The sequence below is a fragment of the Holdemanella sp. DFI.5.55 genome (genome assembly GCF_020593575.1).
GTDB classification, from domain to species: Bacteria; Bacillota_I; Bacilli_A; order Erysipelotrichales; family Erysipelotrichaceae; genus Holdemanella; species Holdemanella hominis.
This window is the reverse complement of record NZ_JAJDMK010000019.1, coordinates 1-14,171: the sequence shown is the minus strand read 5'-3', so window position 1 is coordinate 14,171 and position 14,171 is coordinate 1. Positions and strand designations below refer to the sequence as shown.

The following is a 14,171-nucleotide window of genomic DNA, read 5'->3' as shown; positions in this document are numbered from 1 at the left end:
TTATGAAAATTTTTACACAAAAAAAATGAAACTTATTGAAATAAGTTTCGAATTAATTCCTCCTGACTATATTTTTCCTGCATTTCTTTATCTACACTCATTAATATAGGGGGTAGATTTCTGTATGATTTATAATATTGAAGGACTAAAGACAATGCTAAAAAAGGAGCCCATTCAGTAAGTGTCATATTGTCTTTTGGTTCTAAAAGAAAACCATCCTTTAAGACTTCTCTTCGTTTTGCGCAATTTAAGGCGTATTCCAATTCATTGCCATAGTTCACGTTTAACATTTCTTCATCAAAAGAAAGAATGGGACTTAAATTGTCTAAAGGCGCATTCATACTATATTGATAGGTATGTTTATCAATCTGTTTCATTACTAACGTTTTATAATTCATGATTCTATTGTAGCTTATAATATATTTTGTTTCTGTTAAATATTATTAACATGGTATAATTTTTACGGTGATAAAATATGACATTTGAACAAATGAATTTAGATAAAAATATTATACAAGCTTTACATACATTAGGCTATGAAAAACCATTACCTGTACAAGAAAAAGTCATTCCGAATATTCTTTCGGGAACGGATTGTATTGTCAAATCAAGAACGGGAAGTGGAAAAACAGCATCTTTTGCGATTCCCATTATTCAAAATCTAGAAATTGATGAAAGAAGTCCACAAGCATTGGTACTTACTCCCACTCGAGAACTAGCTTTACAGATTCAACAAGATTTTGATTGTATTGGTACTTTCAAAAAAATTAAGACATTACCTATTTTTGGTAAGCAGCCATTTAAGTTTCAAAAAGAAGATTTGAAACAAAGATGTCACGTTGTGATTGGTACGCCAGGAAGGGTTTTGGATCATCTGCAACAAGAAACATTAGATCCATCAAAAATTAAATATGTAGTTTTGGATGAAGCGGATGAAATGCTGAATATGAATTTTTTAGATGAAGTACAAGCCATTTTAAAATACATGCCTAAAAAACATGTGACATGTTTATTTAGTGCAACATATCCTGCAGTGATTCAAAGAATGAGTAAGAAATATTTGTATAAACCAGCTAAAATTGATCTAACGAGTTCAAATAAACCAAATATTCTAGAAGAAGCCTATCACGTCAATGAAGAACACAAAGAATTGTTCCTTCTTCATTTATTGGCATTAAAGAAACCAGAATCCTGCATGATCTTTTGTAAGACGCAGGCAAGAGTGGATGAAGTTTATACATGTTTAGAAAAGAATCAAGTCAGTGTAGATAAAATTCATGGTGGTATGATGCAAGAAGAAAGACTATCGCATATGCGACGTTTTAAAAAAGGAAAGGTGCGTATTTTAGTTTGTACCGATGTCGTAAGTCGAGGAATTGATGTTTTTAAAGTGGAGATGATCATTAACTACGATATGCCAAGTCCCGTAGAAACATATACACATCGTATCGGACGAAGTGGAAGAGTCGATGAAAAAGGTTTAGCTATAAGTTTAGTCAATGAATATGATGGTATTCGAAAAGAAAAACTAGAAGAATATCTAGGTTATAACTTGCCGTTTAAAGAAGAAGGTGAAGTCTATTTAAGTGATTTAGACGTTTTAGATTCATTAAAAGAATCTAATCGTGTGGTGGTCGATAAATCAAAAGATTTAAGAAAGGGTATCACTAAAATCTATTTGAATGGAGGAAAAAACAAGAAGATTCGTCCTGGCGATATTGTAGGGGCTATCTGCGAAATTGATGGTGTTACGGTCGATGATATTGGTGTGATTCAAGTGCAGGATCATCAATCGTATGTGGATATCTTAAATGAAAAGGGAAAACTTGTATTAAAGAATTTAAAGACAATTAAAGGCAAAACATTGCGTATTCAAAAGGCAAAAAATGGATTTGGTCATTAGATCAGATCCATTTTATTTTGAAAGAAATGTAATGGATTGTAAATAAATGTAAACTTAAGCTTGAAAAGTTTCATAAAATAATTATAATAGTCTCATAAATACTTTGAAGGAAAGAAGTACAAGAAGATTTCTTCTTTAGAGAGATAACATTTTGGTGCAAGTTATCGTTGAATATTCTTGGAACGTGTTCTGGAGTGGTCTAGTCGAAGGTTTGAGGCTAGAACGTGAATTCGCGTTAAGAATGAGGTGTCATCTGCATAGGGCAGATGGAATTTTGGTGGTACCGCGCTTATAACGTCCAATTTGTTTGGACGTTTTTTTTATGGTAAGGAGATGATGAATATGGAATGTGATCGACGATGGATTTATAGAACTATTTTTTCATATACATTAACAAGGAGGAACTTATCATGAAACAACAATACAATAAAGTCGTTTTAGCATATTCTGGAGGATTAGATACATCCGTATTAATTCCTTGGTTAAAAGAAAATTATGGATGTGAAGTCATTGCCGTAAGTGGAGATGTTGGTCAAAAAAGTGAATTAGATGGCCTTGAAGAAAAAGCTTTGGCTACGGGAGCTAGTAAATTATATATTGCGGATCTAAAGAAAGAATTTGTCGAAGACTATATTATTCCAAGCATGAAGGCGGGTGCTAGCTATGAAAATTATTTATTAGGAACAAGCTTTGCACGTCCGATCATCGCAAAAAAACTTGTTGAAATTGCCAAACAAGAAGGGGCTGATGCGATCTGTCATGGCTGTACTGGAAAAGGAAATGATCAAGTTCGTTTTGAACTAGCCATTCAAGCCTTTGCCCCAGGCATGGACATCATTGCACCTTGGAGATTCTGGGAATTGAATTCGCGTGAAAAAGAAATTGAGTATGCCAAGGCACACAATATTCCATTAAAGATTACAGCGGAAACAAATTATTCAAAAGATAAAAACCTATGGCATTTATCCCACGAAGGATTGGATTTAGAAGATCCTGCCAATAAAGCACCACTAGAAAAAGAAGGTTTCTTAGAACTTGGTGTAAGTCCAATACAGGCAAAGGATGAACCCGATTATGTAACGATTCATTTTGAAGAAGGAACTCCAACAAGTATTAATGGTAAGGAAATGTCATGCCTAGATATTATTGAAACATTAAATGATTTAGGTGGACAGAATGGTATTGGTATTTTGGACATTGTAGAAAACCGTTTAGTGGGTATGAAATCAAGAGGTGTATATGAAACACCAGGTGGAACGATTTTATATGCAGCACATGAAAAGTTAGAAGAAATCACTTTGGATAAAGATACGGCTCATTATAAAAAACAAGTCGCATTGAAATTTGGTGAACTTGTATATGATGGAAAATGGTATACGCCATTAAGAAAAGCATTGTCAAGCTTTGTGGATGAAACACAAAAGACAGTGACAGGCGATGTCAAACTTCAATTGTATAAAGGAAATATCATTCCTCAAAGTGTAACAAGTCCATACAGTTTATACTCAAGTGGCATGGCCACATTTGATGAAGACGATTGTTATGACCAGGCAGATAGTGCCGGATTCATCCACTTATTCGGACTTCCATTAAAGGTACGTGCCTTAAATGATCAAGAATTATTTGGAAAGGCTCAGAAACACTTTCCATCAGTAGAGTAGGTGTTCTATGGCAAAGATGTGGGCTGGCAGATTTAAAAAAGATGCCAATGCCAAACTTGACTCTTTTAATACCTCTTTACCCTTTGATTGTCGTTTGTATAAACAAGATATTCAGGGTTCTTTAGTACATTCAAAAATGTTAGAGAAACAAGGGATTCTATCTAAAAAGGATGTCGATTTGATTCAAGAAGGATTGCATTCCATCTTGGATCAGATTGAATCTCATGAAATTGAATTTACAAAAGCGGAAGATATTCATATGTTTATTGAGGAAAAGCTAACAAATGAAATTGGCGATGCTGGTAAAAGATTGCATACGGCTCGCTCAAGAAATGATCAGGTTGCCTTGGATATACGTTTATATGTAAAGGAAGAAATCATTGAGATACAAAAATTTTTGTTTCAAATATTGGATAGTTTATGTGTGGCTGCCAAATCTCATTTAAAAACATATATGCCAGGCTATACCCATCTTCAAAGGGCCCAACCCATCACTTTTGCGCATTGGTGTATGGCTTATGCGAATATGTTTAAAAGAGATATTATAAGACTTCAAAATACATATTCCTTAATGAATGAATGTCCCTTAGGATGTGCAGCTTTAGCCACTACAACCTATTCAATTGATAGAGAATATACGGCAAGTCGTCTAGACTTTCTTAAACCAACTGATAATTCTTTAGATGGAGTCAGTGATCGAGACTATTGTGTAGAACTATGTTCAGATTTATCACTCATTATGGTGCACCTATCTAGAATGAGTGAAGAAATCATTCAATGGTGTTCATTAGAATTTCATTTTGTCGAACTCGATGATGCGTTTAGTACAGGATCAAGTATCATGCCACAAAAGAAAAATCCCGATATTTGTGAGTTGATTCGTGGAAAAAGTGGTAGAGCTATTGGAGATTTAAATACATTGTTGGTTATGTTGAAAGGTCTTCCTTTGGCCTACAACAAAGATATGCAGGAAGATAAGGAAGCCGTATTCGATTGTATCGATACAGTTAAAGAATGTTTAGATGTTTTTATTCCGATGTTTCAAACAATGAAGATTTGTAAAGATAATATGATGCATGCCTGTTTACATGGCTTTATTAATGCGACAGATCTTGCGGATTATTTAACGAAGAAAGGTTTGCCATTTAGAGATGCTTATCATATTGTGGGACAAATCGTAGGATATGGTATTGAAAATAAAAAATCATTGAATGAATTATCTTTAAAAGAATATAAAAAGTTTCATGCTTCTTTTGAAGAAGATGTATACCAATATATTGATATTGAAACTTGTGTAAACAATCGAAAAGTATATGGTGGACCAAGTCCAGAAAGTGTATCGATTCAAATTCAAAATGTTGAAGATTTTATAAAACAAGAGGCATGTTATGAATAAGGTATATATTGATGGACAGTCTGGTACAACAGGACTAGAAATCGTAAAAAGACTGCAGGATCGTAGTGATATTAAATTGTTGATGATACCTGAAGATAAAAGAAAAGATGTAGAAACAAGAAAAGAATATTTAAATTCGGCCGATTTGGTTTTCCTTTGTTTACCAGATGCGGCAAGTGTTGAAGCTGTAAGCTTGATCACAAATTCAAATGTCAAAGTTATTGATGCTTCAACAGCACATCGGACTGTGTGGACATATGGATTTAGTGAATTAGGCTATAAGGATAAAATTGCATCAAGTCAATATGTTGCCAATCCAGGCTGTCATGCATCAGGCTGCATATCTATTTTGTATCCTTTGATTCAAAAAGGCTTGGTGAATCAAACAGAACAGTTTTCTTTTTTCTCTTTAACTGGATATTCTGGTGGAGGAAAAAAGATGATCTATCAGTATGAAAATGAAAAAACAATCGATTTAGAAGCGCCAAGAATTTATGGCTTAAATCAGTATCATAAACACTTACCAGAAATTAAAAAGGTGTGTGGATTGGAAAAGGATGTGTTTTTAAATCCGATTGTCTGCGATTACTATCGTGGTATGGCAGTTAGTTTAAATGTGGAAATGGATTATGAAAAGATTTATCTTGTTTTGAAAGATTGGTATAGAGATTCAACTTTGATTCAAGTTGAAAAAACAGATTTAGGAATGATCAGTGCCAATACAATGGCAGGACTGGATTGTATGAAATTGATTGTATCTGGTAATAGTAAAATGTGTACGATCACAAGCCTATTTGATAATTTGGGAAAAGGAGCTTGTGGTGCAGCCATTCAAAATATGAATATTATGTTAGGCTTTGAAGAAGTGGAAGGATTGAATATAGAATGAAAGTTATAGAAAACGGGGTATGTGCTGCGATCGGATTTAAGGCGGGGTCTATCCATTGTGGAATTCGTAAGAATCAGACAAAAGATGATTTGGCATTAATTGTATCGGATACAATTTGTCAAACGGCGGCCGTATACACAAAGAATAAAGTAAAGGCAGCTCCTATACTTGTCACAAAAAAACATTTAATAAATGGTATGAGCCAAGCCATTATTGTCAATTCTGGAAATGCGAATGCTTGTAATCCAAAAGAAATTGAAAATGCTGAATTAGAAGCACAATGTGCAGCTGATTATTTAAATATGGATGTAGAGAATGTGTTAGTCGCATCAACAGGAGTGATTGGACAGGTTTTGCCTATTGAAAAGATTCAAGACAAAGTAAGTGACATTAATTTATCATCAGAGAATAATTCAAATGCAGCTAAGGCTATTATGACAACAGATACGAAAGAAAAGACAGTGGCTGTTGAGTTTAAAATGGGGAGTGTCACATGTCATATGGGAGGTATTTGTAAAGGAAGTGGAATGATCCATCCAAATATGGGTACAATGTTAGCTTTTATCACAACGGATTGTAAAGTGGAACAGAATGTTCTTCAGTCTTGTTTACTCGATAACACAAATAAAACATTTAACCGTGTCAGTGTGGATGGAGATACTTCTACTAATGACATGTGTATTGTGATGGCTAACGGCACGGCACAAAATGAGGTGTTTGAAAAGGAAGTATTTGATCAAGTTTTACATTTTGTGATGGAAGAACTCGCAAAAAAGATTGCGGCCGATGGCGAGGGTGCTGGTAAATTAATGACAGTAACTGTGAATGGTGTAGATACTTTAGAAAATGCCCAAACTTTGGCAATGTCCGTATGTTCTTCTTCTTTAGTTAAGGCAGCCATGTTTGGTGCGGATGCCAACTGGGGAAGAGTCATTTGTGCACTTGGCTATTCGGGTGTGGAATTTGATCCAGAACTTGTAGATATTTCATTTAAATCCAATGATGAAATTCTTTGTTGCGAAAGCGGGAAAGGCTTAGATTTTGATGAAGAAAAGGCGAAATCCATTCTTTTACAGGAAGAAATTGAAATTATTTGCGATATGCATAGTGGAAATGAGTCATGTACTTGTTGGGGATGTGATCTAACATATGACTATGTAAAAATCAATGGAGATTATAGAACATGATCGATGCGAATGTACTTGTAGAGGCTTTGCCTTATGTTAAAGAATATTCAGGACAAATCGTAGTTGTGAAATATGGTGGAAATGCCATGATTGATGAAGAATTGAAGGCTGCCGTTATAAAGGATGTAACATTATTAAATCTATTAGGGGTACACGTTGTTTTAGTACATGGTGGTGGTCCTGAAATTAATGAAATGTTGTCTAAGACAAACAAAGAATCAAAGTTTTTAAATGGTTTACGTGTTACAGATGATGAAACAATGGATATTGTTCAGATGGTTCTTTGTGGAAAAGTAAACAAAAATCTAGTCAATCTATTAGATAAGGGAATTGGATTGAGTGGAGTCGATGGTAGTTTGTTTGAGGCGAGTTGTTTAGATTCAAAAATGGTCAACGTAGGAAAGATAGAAAAGGTAAATCCCCAAATTATTTTGGATACCTTTGAAAATGGCTATATTCCCGTTGTATCAAGTGTTGCTAAGGCAATAGATAAACTAGGTATTTACAATATCAATGCCGATCTTGCAGCTAGTGAGCTAGCGATTAGTCTACATGCCAAAAAATTGATTTTATTAACGGATGTCAAAGGATTGATGAAAGATCCTAAGGATGAATCTACTTTGATGGAAAGAGTCAAGGTATCTCAGATTCCTTTATTAAAGAAAGAAAAAGTGATTACGGGTGGTATGATCCCAAAAATCGAATGTTGTGTAAAAGCCGTGCGTGAAGGTGTTGAAAGTGTCAATATTCAAGATGGAAGAGTCATGCACTCTTTGTTGATAGAACTATTAAGTGATGAAGGTGTAGGAACCTTGATTGAATAGGAGGAAAGTTATGGAAGAATCAATGTATTTAATGCATACCTATAATCGTTTCAACATTGAAATGGAAAGTGGGCAAGGATGCTATTTAAAAGACACAAATGGGAAAGAATATCTCGATTTAACAAGTGGAATTGGTGTGAATTGTTTAGGTCATAATCATCCTGTGCTTGTAGATGCCATTCAAAAACAAGTGGCAACTTTAATGGAATGTTCCAACTTGTATTACAGTAAACCAATGGTGGATGCTGCTAAAAAGTTAGTTGAATATACTGGACTTAGTAAGGTATTCTTTTCAAATTCAGGAGCCGAAGCCAATGAAGGAATGATCAAACTTGCCAGAAAATATTCCTATGATAAATATGGAGCAGGAAGAGATGTCATCATTACTTTAAAACAATCTTTCCATGGTCGTACCATCACTACTTTAAAGGCGACTGGACAAGATAAATTTCATCAATATTATTTTCCATTTACAGAAGGATTTGATTATGCTGCCGCAAATGACATTGAAGATTTAAAGAAGGTAGCCAATGAAAAAACGTGTGCCGTTATGGTGGAATTGATTCAAGGAGAAAGTGGAGTTGTTCCTTTGGACAAAGAGTATGTCAAAGCGGTAGAAGAATTCTGTCATTCTAAGGATATTTTAATCTTGGTTGATGAAGTACAAACTGGAATAGGGCACACAGGAACATTATTCTGTTTTGAACAATATAATGTTTTACCTGATATTGTCACAACCGCAAAAGCTCTTGGTGGAGGTGTTCCAATTGGAGCTGTGATTACAGGAGATAAGTGTAAGGACACATTTGGTCCGGGAGATCATGGTAGTACATTTGGTGGCAATCCATTAAGTTGTAAAGCTGCCGATACAGTTTTATCTATCGTGACAGAACACGGTTTTCTAGATCATGTAAAAGTTGTAGGTGCAGCTTTAAAAACAGGTATTGAAAATATTCATTCAGACAAGATCAAAGAGGTTCGTGGAATTGGTTTGATGCTTGGAATCGTTGTAGATCCAGATAAAAGAGCCGATTATGTACAGGCAATGATGGATAAAGGATTATTAACACTTACGGCAGGTAAGGATGCGATTCGTTTACTTCCACCATTGACATTAAGCTTAAAAGAGGTGGACGAAGCATTATCAATTATGAAGGAGGTGTTTGAATGAAACACTTATTAACGATGGAACAATTGAGTGAAAAAGAAATTCTTTCCATTTTAGAATTGGCGGATCAATTAAAATATGAAAGAAAACATCATATTGAACATCCTTTATTAAAAGGAAAAAGTATTGGCTTGATCTTTCAAAAGTCTAGTACAAGAACGCGTGTTTCCTTTGAAACAGGGGCTTATCAATTAGGAGCACAACCTTTATTTTTATCAAGTAGAGATCTACAGATCGGAAGAGGGGAGCCTGTACAAGATACAGCACGTGTTTTATCGCGTTATTTAGATTGTATTATGATTCGTACGTATGAACAAAAAGAAGTGGAAGATTTGGCAAACTTTGGATCGATTCCTGTTATTAATGGGTTAACGGATTATTGTCATCCATGTCAAGTGTTGGCTGATCTTATGACAATTCGTGAAAAATACGGACTATTAAAAGGCTTGAAGATGTGCTATATCGGAGATGGAGACAATATGGCTAATTCCTTGATCGTAGGTGGATTAAAGGTTGGTATGAAGGTGAGTGTAGCCACTCCAAAAGGATATGAGCCTGACAAGCATGTTTTAGAGTTTGCGAAAGATTTCAAAGACTTTGAACTCACAAATGATTGTATCAAGGCTATTCAAAATGCGGATGTTGTCATTACAGATACTTGGGCAAGTATGGGTATGGAAGCTGAAAAAGAAAAGCGTGCTAAAGATTTTGCAGGTTTCCAGGTTAATGCCGAATTGATGAAATATGCCAAAGCCAATGCGATGGTACAACATTGTTTACCAGCTTATCGTGGTCAGGAAATCACAGAAGAAGTATTTGAGGCCCATGCGGATGAAATCTTTGAAGAAGCAGAGAATCGTCTACATGCACAAAAGGCGGTCATGGTTCAATTGATGAAAGAAAAAGAGGATTAATTTCCTCTTTTTAAATACATTTTGTGATTTTCTTGTATAATTCAATACCGCTTAATAAGACTTCTTCGTCAAAGTCAAACTTGGCATTATGAAGTGCATATGGGGTTTGTGTGCCTAAAAAGAAGAATACGCCAGGCACTTCTTTTTGGTAGTACGCAAAGTCTTCGGCAATCATTTCAGGATTTCTTAATTGTCTGATTTCTGGGATTTTAGAAATTAGATCACTCACTAATTTCTCATCATTCATAACAGCTGGATAGCCTGTATTGATTGAAATATTGACTTTACAATTGTACTTCTTTTCTTTATCTGCACAAATTCTAAATATTTCTTCTTTCATGGAATCGAAGATATAATCTTGAAAAGCACGTAATGTTCCTTCAAGTCGAGTGTGTCCACTAATTACATTTCGTACAGTACCACTTTCCATTCTTCCAAAGCGAAGTAAGCGATAATATTCATTTGGGATTTCTTTTTCCATCGCATAAATTTCTAAAAGGATTTCAGCTCCAATTTCTAAGGCGTCAATTCCTTCTTTATATTTGGCGGCATGACTTTCTTTTCCATAAATATCAATGTTGATTTCACTAGCGCGAGCCATAAATTCATTTTTTCGTGTGGCGACAACCCCTTTTTCAAGTACAGGCCATAAGTGAGTTCCAAAGATATATTGAACATGATATTTTTTTAGAATGTTATCTTCACAAATTAAATGTGCACCTCCTGGACTTTCTTCTCCGGGTTGGAAAATTAAAAGAATGTTTTTATCTAATGTTTTGTAATATGTATTTAATTCTTTCGCAAATCCTAGAAGCATGGCCATATGCCCATCGTGTCCGCAGGCATGCATTTTACCTGGGTTTTTACTTTTAAATTCAAGATTTGTTTGTTCAGTCACAGGCAGTGCATCCATATCGCTTCGAAAGGCAAGAGTGTGTTCTTTTTGATTGTCAAAGTAAGCAAATATTGTACTTTTAAGTGGTACAGAAACTATACAATCGAATTCTTCTAATACACTTAAAATGTAATTTGTGGTTTCTGGTAAGTCTAGTTCTAATTCGGGAATCTGGTGAAGGTCTTTTCTATATTTTTTAATGGTTTCTAACATAAATTTCTCCTTTTTTGTATATTTTACATATAAATGTAATAAAATACAAATTATCTTGAAACAAAATGTAAGTAGTGTTATAATTTTCACATCTTAGGATAGAGGCGCGAATACGACAAGTAAATACAGAGCTGGCGAGCGTTTGATGTATTTATGAAGCAAGTTTGCCGAATGTGTTTTTTAGGCATAAAGAACATGTGGGCCAATGGAGAATATCTGTTGGACTGTCTACGCTAGTAGGAGTGCTATCAAATGATTTTGTTTTTATTTACATGTCAGTTTGATGGCTGGCATGTTTTTTAGTTTTAAGAGGTGAATTATGAAGATTTCAAATGTGGAAGTAAAGGATTTAGTAAATACATATGGTAGTCCTTTGTATGTATACAATCAAAGAATGATTGAAGATAAATTGAATGCGTTTAAAAATTGTTTAAAAAGTTCTGAATTTGAATGTGATGTGATCTATGCATCCAAGGCTTTTAACTGCAAGGCCATGATTCAATTGGTGTCAAAGATGGATTGTTCTTTAGATGCTGTCAGTGGTGGAGAATTATATACGGCTTATGCAGCTGGATTTGATATGGCTCGTGTTTATTTTCATGGCAATAATAAATCGATGGATGAGTTGAAAATGGCTTTGAAGTATAAAGTGGGAACGATCATTGTTGATAACCTTATGGAAGCTCAATTGTTGAGTGAATTGGCTAAGAATATTGATTATACTGTATCCATTTTATTAAGGGTCAACCCAGGTATTGAAGCACATACTCATGAATATATTGTGACAGCTAATATTGATAGTAAGTTTGGAATTTCAATTGAGAAAAAATCAGGTATTTTAGAATTGATTCAAATTATCAATGCTTGTCCAAACTTATCTTTTGATGGATTCCATGCACATATTGGATCGCAGATCTTTGACAAGGAAGCCTTTGTACAAGAAGTCAATAAGGTGTGTGAGTTTGTTTCAAACTTAGGTGTTGATGTATCCACATTAAATTTTGGTGGAGGTTTTGGCGCTGTATATACGGATGAAGATACACCCATTCCTGTGGATATAGTATGTGATACTTTGATTGAAGCCGTGAAATGTAATATAGAAAAATATGCATTAAATATCAATAAAATTTGTATTGAACCAGGACGAAGTATTGTGGCGGAAGCGGGAAGCACAGTTTATACAGTTGGTTTTATGAAGGAAACACCGCATAAAAATTATATCTTTGTGGATGGAGGTATGAGTGATAATATTCGTCCTGCATTATATCAGGCTAAATATAGTTGTGTGATTGATGGAAAAGAAAATGAAATGGCAAGTAAACACTACAAAGTTGCGGGTAAGTGTTGCGAATCTGGAGATGTGATCATTGAAGATGCATACTTACCTGAAGCAAAACCGAATGATTTGCTTGTAGTGAAAACTACAGGTGCTTATGGTTATTCTATGGCAAGTCACTACAATAAAGCGTGTGGCTTACCGGTCATTTTTTGTAAGGATGGAAATAGCCAGTGTGTGATTCGTGGTGAAAATTATGAAGATTTGATTCGATTGGAGAATGATTTATGCGCATAAAGTTTAGTAAGTATCATGGTTTAGGAAATGATTTTATTCTTACAAGATATATTGAAGGTATTGATATTCCAACATTGGTTCAAGCTTGTTGTTCTAGACATACAGGTATTGGTGCGGATGGAATGATTTTTGTGAAGGAAGATCCACTTGAAATGGTTTACTACAACCAAAATGGTTCTAGAGCTCCGATGTGTGGCAATGGCATCCGTTGCTTTGCGGCTTATTGTTTTGATGAAGGTATCAATACAGATGAAGTTGTTCCTGTACAAACCTTGGCTGGTGAAAAAATCGTACATCTTATATCTACGTCTCCATTTGAAGTTTGTGTAGATATGGAACAACCGTTGTATGATAATCATTTGATTGATGTAGATGAACATGAAAATGTGTGGAAAAGAGAAGTTTGTGGAGTGGATACATATAGTTTGTTTATGGCCACAACCCATACGGTTGTCTTTGTGGATGATGCGTTTAGTGAAAAAAATGTTGAACTAGGAAGAAGAATTTGTCACGATCCCTTATTTAAAAAACAAACCAATGTGAATTTTATACAAGTGATAGATGATACACATATTACGGTTATGACTTATGAAAGAGGCTGTGGTATTACGCTTGCGTGTGGAACGGGCGCTTGTGCAAGTGTTGTCGTCGCAAATAAATTGGGCTTTGTTCAGAGTGAATGTGAAGTTCAATTAAAATTAGGTAGTTTAAAAATTGAAGTGAAGGACCATGTATATATGACGGGCCCTGCAAAAAAGATATGTGAAGGAGAATTTGTATGTTAAAAGGATCAATTGTAGCTTTAGTAACACCATTCCATGAGGATGGTACAGTGAATTTTGAAAAGTTAGGTGAATTGTTGGATTGGCAAATTGAAAATTCAACAGATGGAATCTTGATTTTAGGAACATCGGGAGAAAGTAGTACAATGACGCACGAAGAAGATGATGCGGTAGCTCTTTATACGATTGAAAGAGTCAATCATCGTGTACCTGTTATTGTAGGAGCGGGTTCAAACTGTACGCAAACGGCTTTGGAAAAAAGTTTGAAGTATCAGAATATGGGGGCTGATGCCTTACTGTTGATTAGTCCTTATTATAATAAAGCCAATACGCAAGGTATGATTCGTCACTTTACAACGGTTGCAGATGCCGTTCAAATCCCTATTATTTTATATAATGTGCCAGGACGTACGGGTTGTCACATTGATGAAGAGGCGGTTAAAGTATTGAGTAAACACCCAAATATTTGCGGCATCAAAGAGGCGAGTGGAAATATCAGTTATGCCACAAATATTGCGCGTTATTTAAGTGATGACTTTGCGATGTATTCAGGAAATGATGACATGATTACTTCGATGATGGCACTAGGTGCTAGTGGAGTCATTAGTGTTTTGGCAAACTGCTTACCTAAAGAAACACATGAAATTGTGCAGGATTATTTGGATGGAAATGTAAAGGCAAGCTTAGAAAAACAATTGAAATATTTAGATTTGGCTATGTCACAACAAACAGTTGATAAATAGCCATTTTTATAGGGGAGTATCAG

At 34.9% G+C, this 14,171-nt stretch carries 13 protein-coding genes, 1 riboswitch and 1 other annotated feature; of the genes, 11 read left to right on the top strand and 2 right to left on the bottom strand.

All coding sequences use genetic code 11. The annotated features are described in order from the left end of the window. Positions 1-32 precede the first annotated feature (32 nt). On the bottom strand, positions 33-398 hold the full coding sequence (locus LJE08_RS05835) for a hypothetical protein (protein WP_217256169.1): 366 nt from the start codon (positions 396-398) through the stop codon (positions 33-35). 77 nt (positions 399-475) lie between these two features. Between LJE08_RS05835 and LJE08_RS05830 the strand changes: the two genes are divergently transcribed. From LJE08_RS05830 to argF, 8 genes are all read left to right on the top strand, one after another. Further along, positions 476-1,903 (top strand): DEAD/DEAH box helicase, encoded by a 1,428-nt coding sequence (locus LJE08_RS05830; protein ID WP_227402690.1) that lies wholly within the window; start codon positions 476-478, stop codon positions 1,901-1,903. 94 nt (positions 1,904-1,997) lie between these two features. Continuing rightward, positions 1,998-2,208 (top strand) — a binding site (T-box leader). A 105-nt stretch (positions 2,209-2,313) separates the two neighbouring features. Next, a complete protein-coding gene (locus LJE08_RS05825) occupies positions 2,314-3,564 on the top strand; it encodes an argininosuccinate synthase (RefSeq protein ID WP_227402689.1) in 1,251 nt (416 codons plus the stop codon). Positions 3,565-3,571: 7 nt separating this feature from the next. Then, positions 3,572-4,960, top strand: coding sequence for an argininosuccinate lyase (gene argH / locus LJE08_RS05820; protein WP_227402688.1), 1,389 nt, complete (start codon positions 3,572-3,574; stop codon positions 4,958-4,960). Continuing rightward, complete coding sequence (argC, locus tag LJE08_RS05815) at positions 4,953-5,849, top strand: N-acetyl-gamma-glutamyl-phosphate reductase (protein WP_227402687.1); 897 nt, start codon at positions 4,953-4,955, stop codon at positions 5,847-5,849. The genes argH and argC overlap by 8 nt, the downstream gene beginning before the upstream one ends. Beyond that, entirely contained in the window at positions 5,846-7,036 is a 1,191-nt protein-coding gene (argJ, locus tag LJE08_RS05810; protein ID WP_227402686.1) for a bifunctional glutamate N-acetyltransferase/amino-acid acetyltransferase ArgJ, read from the top strand. Before argC ends, argJ begins: the two co-directional genes overlap by 4 nt. Beyond that, entirely contained in the window at positions 7,033-7,860 is an 828-nt protein-coding gene (argB, locus tag LJE08_RS05805; RefSeq protein WP_186999211.1) for an acetylglutamate kinase, read from the top strand. The genes argJ and argB overlap by 4 nt, the downstream gene beginning before the upstream one ends. Before the next feature lie 10 nt (positions 7,861-7,870). Beyond that, on the top strand, positions 7,871-9,031 hold the full coding sequence (locus LJE08_RS05800) for an aspartate aminotransferase family protein (RefSeq protein WP_227402685.1): 1,161 nt from the start codon (positions 7,871-7,873) through the stop codon (positions 9,029-9,031). Further along, positions 9,028-9,942, top strand: a complete 915-nt coding sequence (gene argF, locus LJE08_RS05795) for an ornithine carbamoyltransferase (RefSeq protein ID WP_227402684.1) — start codon at positions 9,028-9,030, stop codon at positions 9,940-9,942. Before LJE08_RS05800 ends, argF begins: the two co-directional genes overlap by 4 nt. 10 nt (positions 9,943-9,952) lie before the next feature. On the opposite strand, the gene LJE08_RS05790 is transcribed toward argF, so the two are convergent. Continuing rightward, positions 9,953-11,050, bottom strand: coding sequence for an amidohydrolase (locus tag LJE08_RS05790; RefSeq protein ID WP_186999214.1), 1,098 nt, complete (start codon positions 11,048-11,050; stop codon positions 9,953-9,955). Positions 11,051-11,141: 91 nt separating this feature from the next. After that, positions 11,142-11,306: riboswitch (Lysine riboswitch) on the top strand. A 63-nt stretch (positions 11,307-11,369) separates the two neighbouring features. Between LJE08_RS05790 and lysA the strand changes: the two genes are divergently transcribed. From lysA to dapA, 3 genes are read left to right on the top strand one after another with little or no spacing between them, the layout of a single operon-like run. Further along, complete coding sequence (gene lysA, locus LJE08_RS05785) at positions 11,370-12,623, top strand: diaminopimelate decarboxylase (RefSeq protein WP_186999215.1); 1,254 nt, start codon at positions 11,370-11,372, stop codon at positions 12,621-12,623. Continuing rightward, a complete protein-coding gene (gene dapF / locus LJE08_RS05780; protein WP_186999216.1) occupies positions 12,614-13,408 on the top strand; it encodes a diaminopimelate epimerase in 795 nt (264 codons plus the stop codon). Before lysA ends, dapF begins: the two co-directional genes overlap by 10 nt. Beyond that, positions 13,402-14,148 carry a 4-hydroxy-tetrahydrodipicolinate synthase gene (gene dapA / locus LJE08_RS05775; RefSeq protein ID WP_227402683.1) on the top strand — a complete coding sequence of 249 codons (747 nt, stop codon included), beginning with the start codon at positions 13,402-13,404 and terminating at the stop codon, positions 14,146-14,148. The genes dapF and dapA overlap by 7 nt, the downstream gene beginning before the upstream one ends. Positions 14,149-14,171 lie beyond the last annotated feature (23 nt).